Here is a 14,920-nt window from a genome sequence, read left to right on the forward strand (position 1 = left end):
CGGATGGACCGAGCCGTGGCGGTTCGTCACAGCGGCCTTCCTCCACTCACCGGCGACGATCTTCCACATCCTGCTCAACATGTTCGCGCTGTGGAGCCTGGGCCAGTACCTCGAGCCGCTGCTCGGTCGAGCCCGCTTCGCCGCCCTCTACCTCATCAGCGGCGTCGGCGGCCAGGTCGGCGTCGCGCTCCTCGCCGGCTCACCGACGATCGAGGGGCTCCAGGCCGGTCAGGACCCGGCCTGGATCACCCAGGTCGTCGGCGCCTCGGGCGCGATCTTCGGTCTCTTCGGTGCCCTGCTCGTGCTCAACCGGCACCTCGGTCGCTCGTCCACGGCGATGTACGCGACGATCGCCATCAACGCCGCCTTCGGCTTCATCTACCCCGGCATCGCCTGGCAGGCCCACCTCGGCGGCCTCGTCACGGGGCTCCTCTGCGCGGCCGTCATCGTCGTGTTCCGACGCCAGCGCGTGCGCCACCTCGTGTGGCTCGCCCTCGGCGGCGTCCTCGCTTTCGTCGTCGTCGTCGCCCTGGCCAAGTACCTGTCGCTGCCGGATGTCGTCCGGATGATCGACTCGCGCTCCTTCAGCGACTGACGGCCCGACGCCCGGTCCACCGGTCCACCGGTGCACCGGTGCACCGGTCCGTCACCGGGAGGTTCTCCACAGCGCTGCCCCCGTCCACGGCCCGACCTCGGCCTCGACGGTCGGTCAGCGGGCGAGCCGCGTCCTTGCACACAGCATCCACAGGCTGTGGACGGCGTGGTCCACACCGCGCCCACGCACGGCATCCACAGTTGTCCCCATGCCGAGTTGTCCACCGCTGTGGAAAAGCCTGTGGATCTAGTTACACCCCTGTCATTCGTCCCCAGCTGGGGACAACTCTGTGGAAAAGGTGTCCATGCGATGTGGGCGGGTGTGGACGGGGGCGTGGATGGCCCGCGCCCGACCTCGGCACCGGGTGCACGTCGAACGGCCCGCCCCCGAGGAGTCGGGGACGGGCCGTGAGTGGTCCGACGCGGCGTGGCCGCGGTGCCGGGATACGCCGAGGCGTCAGCGCCAGCGCATCGTCATGATGAAGCCGGCCATGAGCAGGACGAAGCCCACGCCGAGGTTCCACACGCCGAGCGACCCCACCGGGTACTTGTACTCGGTCACGTAGTAGACGACGATCCACAGCAGTCCGACGACGAGCAGGGTGATGAAGACGGGGGCCCACCACGACGGGTTGGGCTCGGCCGCCTTGCTCTTCTGCGGCGGGGTGTAGGGGGTCGCCTTGTGGTCGCGGCCTCTGGACTCGGGCACTGCTGTCTCCTTGGGTCGTGTGCGGCCCAGCGTAGTCCGTGCGACGACCAGCTGCGGTGACCCCGTGACAGCGCTCGACCGAGCGCGCTCGCCCCGTCGCGGTCAGGCAGAATGTCGGCGTGGTGCGGACCGTCCGCGCCCGTGGAGGACCCAGTCATGACCGACGAGCCGGTGACCGCCCCGCAGCCGCGTCGGCGTCCGCGACCCACGTGGCGCCCGCTCGTCCCCGTCATCACCGCGGTCGCCGGGATCATGTTCTCGATGAGCTTCGTCGCCGCCCAGGGCCAGGACCTGAGGGCCGATCGCGACCTTCCGCAGCTCATCATGGCCGGCGACGCCCGGGTCGCCGAGAAGGCCGCCGAGCTCGACACCCTCCAGAAGGAGGTCGACGCGCTGTCCAAGGCCAGCGCGCCCTTCGACCAGCGCCTGTCGAGCCTGAGCGCCAAGGGGGACGACCTCGCGGTGGCGGCTGCCGACACCAAGGTCACCGGTCCCGCCATCGAGGTCACGCTCGACGACGCGCACCGCAGCGCCGACTCGCTGCCCGACGGGTTCACCCCGGACGACATCGTCGTGCACCAGCAGGACGTCCAGGGCGTCGTCAACGCGCTCTGGCGGTCCGGCGCCGAGGCGATGATGATCCAGGACCAGCGGGTCATCTCCACGAGCGCGGTCCGGTGCGTCGGCAACACCCTCATCCTCCAGGGCCGCGTCTACTCGCCGCCCTACCGGATCAAGGCGATCGGTGACGTCCAGGCGCTGCAGCTCGGCCTCGACAACGACCAGACCGTGCAGATCTACCGGCAGTACGTCGACGCCGTCGGTCTCGGCTACGGGGTGCAGACTCACGCCGCCGAGGAGTTCCCGGCATACTCGGGAACGGTCGACCTCCAGTACGCGTCGCCGATCCGCTGAGCACGCTCGGCGCGCGCCGATCGACCCGAGCCACCTCGACCCGTCCCGCAGCATCCCGTGAGGCCCGCATGACCCGCATCCTCGTCGTCGACAACTACGACAGCTTCGTCTACACGATCGTCGGCTACCTCGAGCAGCTCGGCGCCGAGTGCCACGTCGTGCGCAACGACGCCGTCGAGGCCCGCGAGGCCGCCGACTACGACGGCGTGCTCGTCTCGCCCGGCCCGGGCACGCCCGAAGCGGCCGGCGTCTCGATGGAGCTCATCCGCGAGTGCGCTCGCATCGGCACGCCGATGTTCGGGGTCTGCCTCGGCCACCAGGCGCTCGGCGTCGTCGCCGGCGCCACGGTCGACCGTGCGCCCGAGCTGCTCCACGGCAAGACGTCCCTCGTGCACCACGACGGCACCGGCGTCCTCGAGGGGCTGCCCTCGCCGTTCACGGCGACGCGCTACCACTCCCTGACGATCGACCCGTCGACCCTGCCCGACGAGCTCGTCGCCACCGCGCACACCGACTCCGGGGTGGTCATGGCGGTGCGGCACCGCGACCTGCCGTTGCACGGCGTCCAGTTCCACCCGGAGAGCGTGCTCACCGAGGGCGGGCACCGGATGCTTGCCAACTTCCTCGCCATGTGCGGCGACGGCGACGCGGTCGCCCGCTCGGTGGGGCTCAGTCCCCTCGTGACCGCCGCGGTGTGAGAAAAGGGGCCCCTCCGGCGATCGGAGGGGCCCCTTCCTCGCGGCGTCTCAGGGCAGGAGGGGTCCCCCGGTGGTCGTGCCCGCCGTCGTGGGGGGTGTCGTCGGCGGCGGCACCGTGACGGTCGTCGTCGACGGCTGCGGCGTCGGGGTCTTCGCCACCTTGACGGTGATCGTCGAGCCGGCCTTGACGACGTCGCCGCCCTTCTCGACGTCGAGGACCTGGTCGGCCGGCTTGTCGGAGTCGACCGGCTCCTTCTTCGGGTTGAGGCCGGCGTTCTGCAGTGCGATGACCGCCTGAGTCCAGTCCTTGCCGACGAGGTCGTCCGGCACCTGCACGTTGCCGGTCGCGTAGTAGATCGTGATGTCCGAGCCGGCCGCCACCGTCGAGTTGGCCGGCGGGTCGGTCTTGGTCACCTTGTTCTTGTCCTGGTCGGGCGTGTTCTCCTCGACGAACTTGGCGACGGTGAACCCCTGCTTCTCCAGCTCGGCCCGGGCGTCGTCCTTCTTCATGCCGCTGACGTCGGGCACCTGCACGCTCTCGGGCCCGGTCGACACGACGAACCGGATCACCGACTGCTCGGCGACCTGCCCACCGGCCTTGGGGTCCTGGCTGATGACCCGGCCCTCAGCCACCGTCGTGCTGGGTGCCGACGACTTCTCGCCGCGGAGGTTGCTCGTCGCGAGGGCCTGGTTGGCCTGGGACTCCTGGAGGTTGACGATCGAGGGCACCGCCACCATCTTGACGTCGGGCTGCTGGTTGCCGAACCAGGTCACGGCGAGCCAGCCAATGAGCCCGAGCAGGACGAGCGCGAGGACCGTGATGAGCGCCGCCCGGCCCTTGTGCCCCCTGCGCTCCTCCTCCTCGTCGTGCCCGACGGCCGGCAGCCCGGCCGTGTTCTCGTAGCGGGTCCGGCGCGCCACGGGCGCCTGCACGGCGGTCGGGGTGCCCGGGGTGGCGTACGACGCCGGGAGGGTCTGGGTCGCCGCGGCGCCCACGGCCGCCCCGGTGCCGAGGGCTGCCGCGCTGATCGGACGCCCCAGACGGACGCTCTCGAGGTCGGCGCGGAAGGCGTTCGCGTCCTGGTAGCGGGCGTCGCGGTCCTTCTCCAGCGCGTGGAGCGTCACCGCGTCGAGGTCGCCGCCGACGGCGTCGTTCCAGACGCTCGGCGGCTGCGGCAGCTCGCCGACGTGCTGGTAGGCGATGGCGACCGGTGAGTCACCGGTGAAAGGCGGGCGCCCGGTCAGCAGCTCGAAGAGCATGCAGCCGGTCGAGTAGAGGTCGGAGCGGGCGTCGACCGTCTGGCCCTGGGCCTGCTCCGGCGAGAGGTACTGCGCGGTGCCGACGACCGACTGCGTCTGGGTCATCGTCGCCGCGGTGTCGGCGACGGCACGCGCGATGCCGAAGTCCATGACCTTGACCGTGCCGGCGTCCGTGATCATGACGTTGGCGGGCTTGATGTCGCGGTGGACGATGCCCATCCGGTGGCTGTAGGCCAGCGCGTCGAGGACACCCTCGGTGACCCGGATGGCCTCGCCCGGGTCGAGCTGGCGGTGCTCGCTCAGCTTCTGGCGCAGGGTCTGGCCGTCGACGTACTCCATGACGATGTAGGGCAGGTGCGTCCGCGTGCCGTTGGGGCCCTCGATGTACGTGTCGTCCTCGCCGGAGTCGAAGATCGCGACGATCGAGGGGTGGTTGAGGCCCGCGGCGGACTGGGCCTCGCGGCGGAAGCGCATGAGGAAGTTCGGGTCCCGGGCGAGGTCCGAGCGCAGCATCTTGATGGCGACGGTGCGCCCGAGGCGGGTGTCGTGCCCGACGTGGACGTCGGCCATCCCACCACGGCCGATCAGCTCGCCGACTTCGTAGCGTCCCCCGAGGACGCGGGGGGTCGTGGTCACGTTGTTCGCCCTCGCTCGGTCGTGTGCTGCGTCATCGAATGATGGGTCATCGTCGTCCGCTCGTCGTGCGCTGTCGTGGGGCCGGTCGCTCATGCTCACTTGCCCTTCCCCTTGCCCTTGCCCTTGCCGTGGCCGGACGGCGTGGCCGGCGGCGCGATGTCCGTCGTGCTCGTCGTGCTCGTCGTGGTCGTCGCCCTCGTCGGCGTCGTGCTCGGGGGCCGGCTGGTCGTCGGCGTGGCCGGCGTGCGGGTGGCTGCGCCGTTCGCCGCCTCGGTGCTCGTGACGGCGGGCGTCGGTGGTGCCTGGTCGGGGGCCCGGCCGGCCCGGTCACCCAGGACGAAGGCACCCCAGGCGACGAGGGCGACGAGGGGGACGGCGAGCCAGGCCCATCGTGACCGGCGTCCGGGGCGCTCGCGGTCCTGGCGACGCGAGTGCCGGGGCGTGTCACCCCGCGGGGTGGCCGCCTCGGGCGGGCTGGCGAGGGCCGCCGCGGCTCCTGCTGCCGACGCCTCCGTGGGCGCGTGCATGGCGGTGAAGGCCCGGGTGGCGTCGAGCGCGGCCAGCGGCACCGTCGGGTCGGTGCCGGCGACCGGTGGCGGGGTGACGCCGGGCAGCGCCCCGAGCGGGACGCCGACGGCCGCGGCCACCTCGCCCGCGGAGCCGGGACGGTCCTCGGGCCGCTTGGCCAGGCACGCGACGACGATGTCGCGCAGGTCGCGTGGCACGGAGTCGGGCAGCGGCGGGGGCGGGTCGTTGACCTGGGCCAGGGCCGTCGCGACCGGGGTGCCCATGTCGAACGGCTTGCGGCCGGTCAGCATCTCGTGGGCCACGATGCCGAGGGAGTAGATGTCGCTCGCGGCGGTCGCCGGCTCGCCCGTCGCCTGCTCGGGGCTGATGTAGTCGGGTGTGCCGAGCACCTCACCGGCGCGCGTGTGCCCCGAGCCGTTGCCGATGCGCGCGATGCCGAAGTCGGTGAGCTTCGCCTGGCCCTCGGCGGTGACGATGATGTTGGCCGGCTTGACGTCACGGTGCACGACGCCGGCCTCGTGCGCGGCCGACAGGGCGAGGGCCGCCTGGCCGAGGATGGAGCGGACCTGCTCGGGCGCCAGGCCACCGTCGCTGTCGCGGATCAGCTCGCCGAGGGTGCGTCCCGGGACGAGCTCCATGACGAGGTAGGAGACGTCGTCCTCCTCGCCGTAGTCGTACACCGCGGCGATGTTCGGGTGGTGCAGGGCGGCGCTGCCGCGCGCCTCGTCGCGGAACCGGTCGGCGAACGTCGTGTCCTCCGGGTCGGCCGGGCGCAGCACCTTGACCGCGACCGGCCGTTGCAGGACGCGGTCCGTGGCCTCCCACACGTCACCCATGCCGCCGGACGCGATGCTCGTGTCCAGCGTGTAGCGGTGGCCCAGCGCGTCGCCGGGCGCGAGGATCGTCATCGGGCGAGCACCGCCTCCATGACGTCCTTGGCGATCGGGGCGGCGACCCGTCCGCCACCGATCTCGCTGCCCGTCACGCCGCCGTCCTCGACGACGACCGCAACGGCGACCTTCGGGTCGTCGGCCGGGGCGAAGCTGATGAACCAGGCGTGCGGCGGCTTGCCCTTCTCGTGCTGGGCCGTCCCGGTCTTGCCGGCCACCCGGACGCCGTCGATCTGTGCCCGCGCGCCGCTGCCGTGGTCCACGACCGAGACCATCATCTTCGTCAGGATCGACGCCGTCTGCTCGGAGACCGCCTGCGAGAGCTCGGTCGGTTCCGGCGTCGAGGAGATGACGTCGAGGTTGGCGCTGCGGACCGAGTCGATGAGGTAGGGAGTCATGACGCGGCCCCCGTTGGCGATGCCGGCCGCGACCATCGCCATCTGGAGCGGCGTCGTCTTGACGTCGTACTGGCCGATGGCCGCCTGCGCCGACTGCGGCTCGTTCATGTCGGCCGGCACCGAGCTCGTTGCGACGCGCAGCGGCACCTGGAGGGAGTCGCCGAAGCCGAACTTGGCCGCCTGGGCGCGCAGCTTCTCGGCGCCGAGCTCGAGACCGAGCGAGCCGAAGGCCGTGTTGCACGAGATCTCGAGCGCGTGGATGAGCGTGGTCTCGTTGTTCGGGCCGCACGGCTGACCGGTCTCGTTCGGCAGGTTGGTGCTCGTCAACGGCAGGTCGAGCTCGGCGGGACCCGGCACCTTCGAGTTCTCGTCCGTGGCCACCCCGTTCTCGAGGGCCGCGGCCGCGGTGACGACCTTGAACGTCGAGCCGGGCGGGTAGAGGCTGCTCACCGCACGGTTGACGTAGCTCTTGTCGGCGTCGCTCGCCAGGCGCTGCCATGCCTTGGAGGCCTTGGTCAGGTCGTGGCTCGACAGCGGGTTGGGGTCGTACTGCGGGTGGCTGACCATCGCCAGGATCGCGCCCGTCTTCGGGTCGAGCGCGACGACGGCGCCCTTGCTCTTGCCGAGCGCGTCGTCGGCGGCCTTCTGCGCCTTGGGGTCGATGGTCAGCTCGAGCGTCGCGCCGGCGGTCTTGCGCCCCGTGATGAGGTCGGTGACGCGGCGGACGAAGAGGGTGTCGGAGTCGCCCGAGAGCAGGTCGTCGGACGCGTGCTCGAGACCGTACGGCGCGCCGACGACGTAGGAGTAGAAGCCGGTGATCTGCGCGTACAGGTCGCCCTGGGGGTACTGGCGCAGGAACTTGTACTGGTCGTCGACGGGGACCGACTTCGCGACGGCCTCGCCGCCGACGACGATCGACCCGCGCTCGCGCGAGTAGCTGTCGAGCAGCGTCCGCTTGTTGGCCGCCATCGCCCCGAGCGACTTGGCCTGGACGAACTGGATCAGCGTCGAGGAGACGAGCAGCGCCGCGAACAGCGCCGCCATGAGCAGGGACAGGCGTCGGATCGGGGTGTTCACGGCATCCTCACCACCTGGGTGACCTCGGCCGGTGCGGGCTCGTCGGCCGCGACGCCGACCGGCATCTCCGGCATCGGGCGGCGGGCCTGGTCCGAGATGCGCAGCAGCAGCGCGGTGATGACCCAGTTGGCGAGCAGCGAGGAACCACCGAGGGACATGAACGGCGTCGTCAGGCCGGTCAGCGGGATGACGCGGGTGACGCCGCCGATGACGATGAAGACCTGGAACGCGACGGAGAACGCGAGCCCGATCGCGAGCAGCTTGCCGAAGCCGTCGCGGACCCCGAGGGCGGTGCGAACGCCGCGCTCGCAGAAGAGGATGTAGAGGACGAGGATGGCGAGCGTGCCGAAGAGGCCGAGCTCCTCGCCGAGGCTGGGGAAGATGAAGTCGCTCTCGGCGAACGAGGTCAGCCACGGCCGTCCTGCACCGAGCCCGGTTCCGGTGAGGCCACCGGCAGCCATGCCCCACACGCCGTTGGCCAGCTGGTTCGACAGCTCGAGGTTCTGCGACGAGAACGGGTCCATCCAGAGGTCGACGCGCTTCTGGAAGTGCGAGAACGCCGAGAGCGCGAACGCCACCGCCGCCGCGAACAGGAGCAGGCCGATGGCGATCCACGACGTGCGCTCGGTCGCGACGTAGAGCATTGCGACGAAGAGCCCGAAGAAGAGCAGCGCCGAACCGAGGTCCTTCTCGAAGACGAGGATGAGCAGCGCCAGCACCCAGGCCACGAGGATGGGGCCGAGGTCGCGACCGCGCGGGAAGGTGAACCCGAGGACCTTCCGGCCCGCCAGCGAGAGCACGTCGCGGGTCTGGACGAGGTAGCCGGCGAAGAAGACGGCGAGGGCGATCTTGGCGAACTCGCCGGGCTGGAAGTTCATCGGCCCGATGGAGATCCAGATCTGCGAGCCGTTGATCGACCGCCCCAGCCCCGGCACGAGCGGCGACAGCAGCAGCACGAAGCCGGCCGCCATCGACACGTAGGTGTAGCGGCGCAGGAGGCGGTGGTCGCGCAGCACGATGATGACGGCGACGGCGAGGACGACGGCGAAGGTCGTCCAGATGATCTGGCGGTAGGCGTCACCGTCGGTGCCGAGCTTGTCGCGGGCGAGGTCGAGCCGGTGGATCATGACCAGGCCGAGGCCGTTGAGGACCGTGACGATGGGCAGCAGCACCGGGTCGGCGTAGGCGGCCTTCCACCGCAGGACGAGGTGCACGGCCAGGGCCAGCACGGTGAACCCGCCGGCCACCGGGATGATGTTGGCCGGCACCGTGCCGTTGCGGTTGAGGTCGGTGGTGACCCACGCCAGCAGGACGATGCCGACGGCGAGAACGAGCAGTCCCAGCTCGGCGTTGCGGCGGGTGCGGGGGGTCAGTGGCTCGACGGTCGTCGTCATGCCGGCACCCCCGTCGTCACCGCCGCGGACCACATCGCCGGCGGCGCGGGCGAGGCCGGCAGCGCCGCAGGCTTCGCGGTCGTCGACGGACGCGGCGCCGGCGTCGACGGGTGCGGCGTCGTCGGCGTGGGCGTCGTCGGGGTGGAGGTGCTCGGCGTCGGTGTCGGCGTCGGTGTCGGGGTCGTCGTCGGCTGCGGGGTGGTGCCGCACGGCGTGCCGGTGACGGCCAGGTGCTGGCAGCGCATCGCCTCGCCGCGGAGGCGGTCGACCTTGCCCTCGGCGTCGCCGAGGTCGCGGGCCGGGATGGTGTTGTCGATCGAGCCCTGCACGTCGACGGGAAGGTCGCTGACGCGCACCTCGGACTCGCTCTCGACGCGGGACAGGGCGATGGGGCCGAGCTCGGCCGAGACGCCACGGAAGATCGCGACGTGCCCGTTGCTCACCGCGACGTAGAACTGCTTCTGCGACCACGCGTACGCCGCGTACCCGCCGCCGCACAGGATCGCCGCGACGACGAGGACGCCGATGAGCCGACGCACGACCTTGGCACGGCGCGAGCGCGTCGGGCCCTCGGCGAGCTCGACGCCGGACTCGTCGTCGTGGTCGGCCCGGCCGGTGGCGGCCCGGGAGAGCGCGGCGGCCTTCTCGGCGGGGGACGTCGGGATGGCACGCGTGCGGTTCGGCAGCCGCCTGGCCGCCGCGCCGACGACCTGCGGGACGGTGACCGGCAGGTCGTCGCCGTCGGCGTCGACGACCTCGGCGACGATGACGGTGACGTTGTCGCGCGTGCTGGCCTTGAGGGCCACCTCGATGCACCGGTCGGCGGCGTCGTCGGGGGTGCGGGCCTCGCGGAGGATCTCCTCGATGACGTCGGCGCCGACGAAGTCGGACAGGCCGTCGGAGCACAGCAGGAAGCGGTCGCCGATCTTGGCCTCGCGCAGCGACGTGTCGGGCTCGTCGTCGGGCTGGCCGGTCATGACGCGGGTGACGACGGAGCGCTGCGGGTGGGTGCCGGCCTCCTCGCGGGAGATGCGGCCCTCGTCGATGAGCTGCTGCACGAAGGAGTGGTCCTTCGTGATCTGCGAGAACGTGTCCCCGCGGAGCATGAACGCGCGCGAGTCACCGATGTGGGCCATCGCCAGCTTGTTGCCGGTGCGCAGCATGACGATCGTCGTCGAGCCCATGCCGGTGAGGTCGGAGTTCTCGCGCATGGCCCGCGTCAGCTTGGCGTTGGCCGAGTGCAGCGCCTCCTCGAGCAGCGGCACGGCCTGGTCGGCGGTGACGTCCTCCTCGTCGAGGGGCGCCAGCTCGCCGACGATCATCGAGCTGGCGACGTCGCCCGCGGCGTGCCCGCCCATGCCGTCGGCGAGGACGAGCAGGTTGGGGCCGGCGTAGCCGGAGTCCTCGTTCCGGGACTTGGGTCCCAGACCGAGGTCGGAGCGCGCGGCGTAGCGCAGGGCGATGGCCATCCGGTCAGCCCCGCAGCTCGAGGACCGTCTTGCCGATGCGCAGGGTCGTGCCGACCTCGACCTGACGCGTGCCGGTCAGCTTGTCGCGGCCGATGAACGTGCCGTTGGTCGAGCCGAGGTCCTCGACGAGCCAGCCGTCGCGGGTCGGGTCGGGGTAGATGCGGCAGTGCCGGCCCGACGCGTAGTCGTCGTCGAGGACGAGCGCGCACTCGGGGTTGCGGCCGATGAGGATGCCGCTGCTGCGCAGCGGCAGCGACGTGCCGGCGAGCGGGCCCTCGGTGACGACGAGGGTGGTCGGCACGGTCTTGCGGCCCCGGGCCCGGCGCGACGCACCGCTCGCTCCCCCTGTGCCCCCGGTGCCGGCGGCTGCCGCGGCGCTCCCGGCCGCGCTGACGCCGGCCGCTCCGGCCGCTGCGCCACCGACGGCGGCGGGCTGGCGCCTGGCCCGCGCCCGCTCCTTCTCTTGCGCCTTCTCTTGCGCCTTCTCCTGGGCCTTGAGCGCCTTGCGCTGGGTCCGGCGGCTCACCGACGTGCCGTAGATGTCGGTACGGAGCACCCCGACGACGCTGAAGACGAGGATCCACAGCAGCGCGAGCAGACCCAGCCGCAGCAGGGTCAGGGTGAGTTCACTCATGCGTCACCATGGGTCGTCGGGAGGGTCGACACGGGGTCATCGCCGTCCGGCTCGGAAGATCGCGGTGGTGCGACCGAGGGTCAGGCGGTCGCCGTCCTGGAGGCGTTGGCTCGCGATGCGGTCGCCGTTGACGAAGGTGCCGTTCGTGGAGTTGAGGTCGCGGATCGAGGTGACGAGGTGGGGGCCGTCGGTCGTGACGCGGACCTCGCTGTGCCGGCGGGAGACGCCCGGGTCGTCGACGACGATGTCGGCCGAGTCGTCGCGGCCGAGCGTGGTCAGGGCCCCGAGCAGCGGGTACCGGTCGCCGTTGATGTCGAGCCACGGCCGGGCCGAGGGGTTGGTGCGCGCACCGGGGCGCTGCACCGGCGGCTCCTCGACCATGGTGCCGCTCGGCGTCTGCGGTCGGGGGCCCGGGGCGGCCTCGCGGGGAGCCGCGACCGCCCCGGCCCGCTTCGCGGTGGCGGGCCGGACGCGGAAGACGCCGGTCTCCAGGCCTTCGCCCTCGACGAGGTCGACCTCGAGCGGACCCCCGGGCTGGTAGCCCTGCGAGTCGGCGTGCTCCTGGGCCGCCGCGACGAGGTCGTCGGTGAGGTCGTCCTCGTAGTCGCCGAGGCGCTCGTAGTCGGTCGGGCTCAGCTCGATCGTGTAGAGGTTGGGGACCATCGCCCTGCCGTGGCCGACGATCGCGGCCCGGTCGTCCATGGCGCGCCGGATCGCCGAGGCGATCTCGACGGGCTGCACCTCGGACTTGAACGCCTTCGCGAAGGCGCCGTGGACTGCCTTGGCCAGACCGTGCTCGACACGGTTGATGAGTCCCACGCCGTCTCCTCCTTCGTGGTGAGCGCTTCCTGCCGGGCGCTTCATCGTAACCGGGTCGACCGTGCTGGCCCCCAACCGACGGGCGGTGGGTAGGGACGCGGGAGGGACCCGCCGGCCCTGCGGCGCGCGTGGTCGGTGGGTTTGATCGGTGGGTTTGATGTGTCACGGAAGCATGGGACCATCGCGTGGGGTCCGCCGGCGGGCCCCGGCACGCGGCAGGCCAGCAAGGAGCGCTCGATGAGCAACGACGAGACCGGAAACACCGAGGGCCAGGGGATCCCCGGCTTCTCCTCGAACAACCGGGTCCCCGGGGGGTTCACGCTGCCCATCCCCGTCGTGACGGGCCAGCAGGACGAGCAGCCCGCGAGCGACCCGTGGTCCTCCACGTGGGCCGACGACTCCTGGCAGTCGGAGGAGGCGGCGTCCGAGCAGACGCGCCCGGCCGACCTACCGACGGGCAACGCGTGGAGCGACCCCTACGCGGGCGGCGCTCCGGGTGGCTCGGGCGGTTCGGACGCCACGCCCGCGGGTGCGTCGAGCAGCGCCGCCGGTGACTTCTCCGCCTACGAGGGCGACTACACCACCTACGACTCCGCCCCCTCGGGCGGCTACACCGCGGGCGGCTCGGCGTCCTCGACGTCCTCGACGTCCTCGACGTCCTCGACGTCCTCGAACGGCTGGTCCTCGTGGGACTCCGGCAGCGGCACCACCGAGGCCGACGAGTCCACCCGCCACTGGCAGGCGCTCCAGCACAACGCCGAGGTCGCCGACGCCTCAGTGGAGGAGTACTCGGGCTGGGTGCCCGCCGGGTCGTCCTCGACGAGCGGTTCGGGGGCCTCGGGCGCCGGTGAGCGAACCGGACGCTTCACGACCGACCACACCGCGGCACGCGACGCGTACGCCTCCACCCCCACCGTCGACCCGGACGTCGCGGCGGCGGCCGAGGAGCTCGGACGCACCCACGACCTGACGCCCGTCGACCGGGCCGGCAGCTCGGACCGGCCCAGCGCCGACGACCTCATCACGGCCCGTTCGAAGGGTGAGCGGCAGAAGGTCAAGGCCAACCGGGGCCTGCGCAAGGCGTTCGGTCTGGGCCCCAGCGCCAAGGAGCTGCTCGAGCGCGACCACATCGACCGCATCGCCCGGCCGCTCAACGGCCGCAAGACGATCATGGTCATCAACACCAAGGGCGGCGGCGGCAAGACGCTCGTCACCCTCATGCTGGCCAGCTACCTCGGCCGGTACCGCTCGGGCTCGGTCCTCGCCTGGGACAACAACGAGACCGAGGGCACGCTCGGCATGCGCGCTCCGTCGCAGAGCCACCACCGCACCGTCGTCGACCTCCTCGGCGCGCTACCGACGATCGCCGGCGACCCCAACGCCGGCACGTCCGAGCTCGAGCACTGGGTCCGCGAGCAGCGCGGCCTGTCCTTCGACGTCCTGGCCTCGGCCGACGACGACGAGGCGATGCGCATCATCGGCGAGCAGGAGTTCGAGGACCTCCACACGCAGCTGTCGCGGTTCTACCGGATGATCATCGTCGACACCGGCAACAACCGTCTCGCACCGAACTGGCTCGCCGCCGCCGCACGCGCGGACCTGCTCGTCTTCGCCACCTCGCTCAAGGACGACACGTCGGTCGTCGCGGCGAAGAACCTCGACGCGCTCGTCGCGATGGGCCGGGGGGACCTGGTCCGCAACGCCGTCTGCGTCATCTCGCACACGTCGGCCAAGGGCAACGACATCGGGGCCGGCGTCCACACCCGTGAGCACTTCGAGCAGTGGGTGCGGGCCGTCGTCGACATCCCCTACGACCCGATGCTCGCGCCGGGCCTGCACCTGGACCCGCTGAAGATCAACAAGAAGACGCACGACGCCTGCATGGAGATGGCCGCGGTCGTCGTCGACGGCCTCTGACGTCCCGTCCGGCACGCCCGGTTTGGTGATCCGGTGGGCGATGCAGCACACTGTGTCCTTGTCACGCGCGAGTGGCGGAACGGCAGACGCGCTGTCTTCAGGTGGCAGTGTCCTTATGGGCGTGGGGGTTCAAATCCCCCCTCGCGCACGCGATGACCAAGGGCCCCAGTTCTCCGGAACCGGGGCCCTTTCGCACGTCGCCGAGTCGGGGCCCGTCGGGTGGTTCAAGCCCGAAGGCGGTGGGTATGTCCACGCGGTCGCTGCGCGGGGGCCGGCGACCTGTCCGGTCACGAACGTGAGTTCTCAGACGGGTCTACGCCTCACTTACGATGAGTGCAGACGAAGGCCCCTGAGATGTCGAACGACGTGCACCTTCCGTCCGAAAGGCCCGGGTGCCATCTCCCATGAACCGTCTGCACGAAGGGTTCGTCCTCGGCGCACGCTACCGACTCGAGCGGCGCATCGCCTCCGGCGGCATGGCCGATGTCTGGGCGGGCTCCGACGACGTGCTCCAGCGTCACGTCGCGATCAAGGTCATGCGGCCCGACGCCGACCACGAGCGCCTCTTCGCGCTCCGCTTCCGTGACGAGGCGGTGCACTCGGCGGCGCTGATGCACACCAACATCGCGACCGTCTTCGACTACGGCGAGGACGACGGACTGGCCTACCTCGTCATGGAGCTCGTCGACGGCGAGCCGCTGTCGAAGATCCTCGCCGAGCGAGCCCCGCTCGAACCCACCGAGGTGCGCTCGATCCTCGGCCAGGCCGCGCTCGCGCTCGGTGTCGCCCATGAGGCCCGGGTCGTGCACCGCGACGTCAAGCCGGCCAACATCCTCGTGCGTCCCGACGGCGTCGTGAAGCTGACGGACTTCGGCATCGCCCGAGCCCTCGACGCGTCCGGGCACACCCAGCACGGCGAGATGCTCGGCACGCCGAACTACATCAGCCCCGAGCAGGCGCTCGGTCATGCGGCCACCGGGTC

At 71.6% G+C, this 14,920-nt stretch carries 13 protein-coding genes and 1 tRNA gene; 6 read left to right on the plus strand and 8 right to left on the minus strand.

The features are described 5' to 3' along the window. Positions 1 to 595: rhomboid family intramembrane serine protease (locus tag ACR9ZK_RS16355; RefSeq protein WP_481343005.1), on the plus strand; the 595-nt coding region annotated here is incomplete at its 5' end. A gap of 456 nt (positions 596 to 1,051) precedes the next feature. Here ACR9ZK_RS16355 and ACR9ZK_RS16360 read toward each other — a convergent pair. Next, on the minus strand, positions 1,052 to 1,303 hold the full coding sequence (locus ACR9ZK_RS16360) for a cell division protein CrgA (protein ID WP_481343006.1): 252 nt from the start codon (positions 1,301 to 1,303) through the stop codon (positions 1,052 to 1,054). 156 nt (positions 1,304 to 1,459) lie between these two features. Between ACR9ZK_RS16360 and ACR9ZK_RS16365 the strand changes: the two genes are divergently transcribed. Next, complete coding sequence (locus ACR9ZK_RS16365) at positions 1,460 to 2,218, plus strand: DUF881 domain-containing protein (protein ID WP_481343007.1); 759 nt, start codon at positions 1,460 to 1,462, stop codon at positions 2,216 to 2,218. A 68-nt stretch (positions 2,219 to 2,286) separates the two neighbouring features. Then, on the plus strand, positions 2,287 to 2,916 hold the full coding sequence (locus ACR9ZK_RS16370; protein WP_481343008.1) for an aminodeoxychorismate/anthranilate synthase component II: 630 nt from the start codon (positions 2,287 to 2,289) through the stop codon (positions 2,914 to 2,916). 48 nt (positions 2,917 to 2,964) lie between these two features. On the opposite strand, the gene pknB is transcribed toward ACR9ZK_RS16370, so the two are convergent. From pknB to ACR9ZK_RS16405, 7 genes are all read right to left on the minus strand, one after another. Further along, positions 2,965 to 4,812, minus strand: coding sequence for a Stk1 family PASTA domain-containing Ser/Thr kinase (gene pknB, locus ACR9ZK_RS16375; protein ID WP_481343009.1), 1,848 nt, complete (start codon positions 4,810 to 4,812; stop codon positions 2,965 to 2,967). A 95-nt stretch (positions 4,813 to 4,907) separates the two neighbouring features. After that, entirely contained in the window at positions 4,908 to 6,248 is a 1,341-nt protein-coding gene (locus ACR9ZK_RS16380; protein ID WP_481343010.1) for a serine/threonine-protein kinase, read from the minus strand. Beyond that, positions 6,245 to 7,705, minus strand: a complete 1,461-nt coding sequence (locus tag ACR9ZK_RS16385; RefSeq protein WP_481343011.1) for a peptidoglycan D,D-transpeptidase FtsI family protein — start codon at positions 7,703 to 7,705, stop codon at positions 6,245 to 6,247. Before ACR9ZK_RS16385 ends, ACR9ZK_RS16380 begins: the two co-directional genes overlap by 4 nt. Beyond that, positions 7,702 to 9,099, minus strand: a complete 1,398-nt coding sequence (locus ACR9ZK_RS16390) for an FtsW/RodA/SpoVE family cell cycle protein (protein WP_481343017.1) — start codon at positions 9,097 to 9,099, stop codon at positions 7,702 to 7,704. The genes ACR9ZK_RS16385 and ACR9ZK_RS16390 overlap by 4 nt, the downstream gene beginning before the upstream one ends. Continuing rightward, positions 9,096 to 10,568 carry a PP2C family protein-serine/threonine phosphatase gene (locus ACR9ZK_RS16395; RefSeq protein ID WP_481343012.1) on the minus strand — a complete coding sequence of 491 codons (1,473 nt, stop codon included), beginning with the start codon at positions 10,566 to 10,568 and terminating at the stop codon, positions 9,096 to 9,098. The genes ACR9ZK_RS16390 and ACR9ZK_RS16395 overlap by 4 nt, the downstream gene beginning before the upstream one ends. Before the next feature lie 4 nt (positions 10,569 to 10,572). Then, positions 10,573 to 11,202, minus strand: a complete 630-nt coding sequence (locus ACR9ZK_RS16400; protein WP_481343013.1) for an FHA domain-containing protein FhaB/FipA — start codon at positions 11,200 to 11,202, stop codon at positions 10,573 to 10,575. Between the two features lie 36 nt (positions 11,203 to 11,238). Continuing rightward, positions 11,239 to 12,021 (minus strand): FhaA domain-containing protein, encoded by a 783-nt coding sequence (locus ACR9ZK_RS16405; protein ID WP_481343014.1) that lies wholly within the window; start codon positions 12,019 to 12,021, stop codon positions 11,239 to 11,241. A gap of 237 nt (positions 12,022 to 12,258) precedes the next feature. Between ACR9ZK_RS16405 and ACR9ZK_RS16410 the strand changes: the two genes are divergently transcribed. The 3 genes from ACR9ZK_RS16410 to ACR9ZK_RS16420 all read left to right on the plus strand — a co-directional run. Continuing rightward, positions 12,259 to 13,938, plus strand: coding sequence for a MinD/ParA family ATP-binding protein (locus tag ACR9ZK_RS16410; protein WP_481343015.1), 1,680 nt, complete (start codon positions 12,259 to 12,261; stop codon positions 13,936 to 13,938). A 65-nt stretch (positions 13,939 to 14,003) separates the two neighbouring features. Next, a tRNA-Leu gene (locus tag ACR9ZK_RS16415) sits at positions 14,004 to 14,086 on the plus strand. Positions 14,087 to 14,342: 256 nt separating this feature from the next. Next, positions 14,343 to 14,920: serine/threonine-protein kinase (locus ACR9ZK_RS16420; protein WP_481343016.1), on the plus strand; the 578-nt coding region annotated here is incomplete at its 3' end.

The sequence above is a fragment of the Monashia sp. HAY1-5C genome, assembly GCF_056755255.1.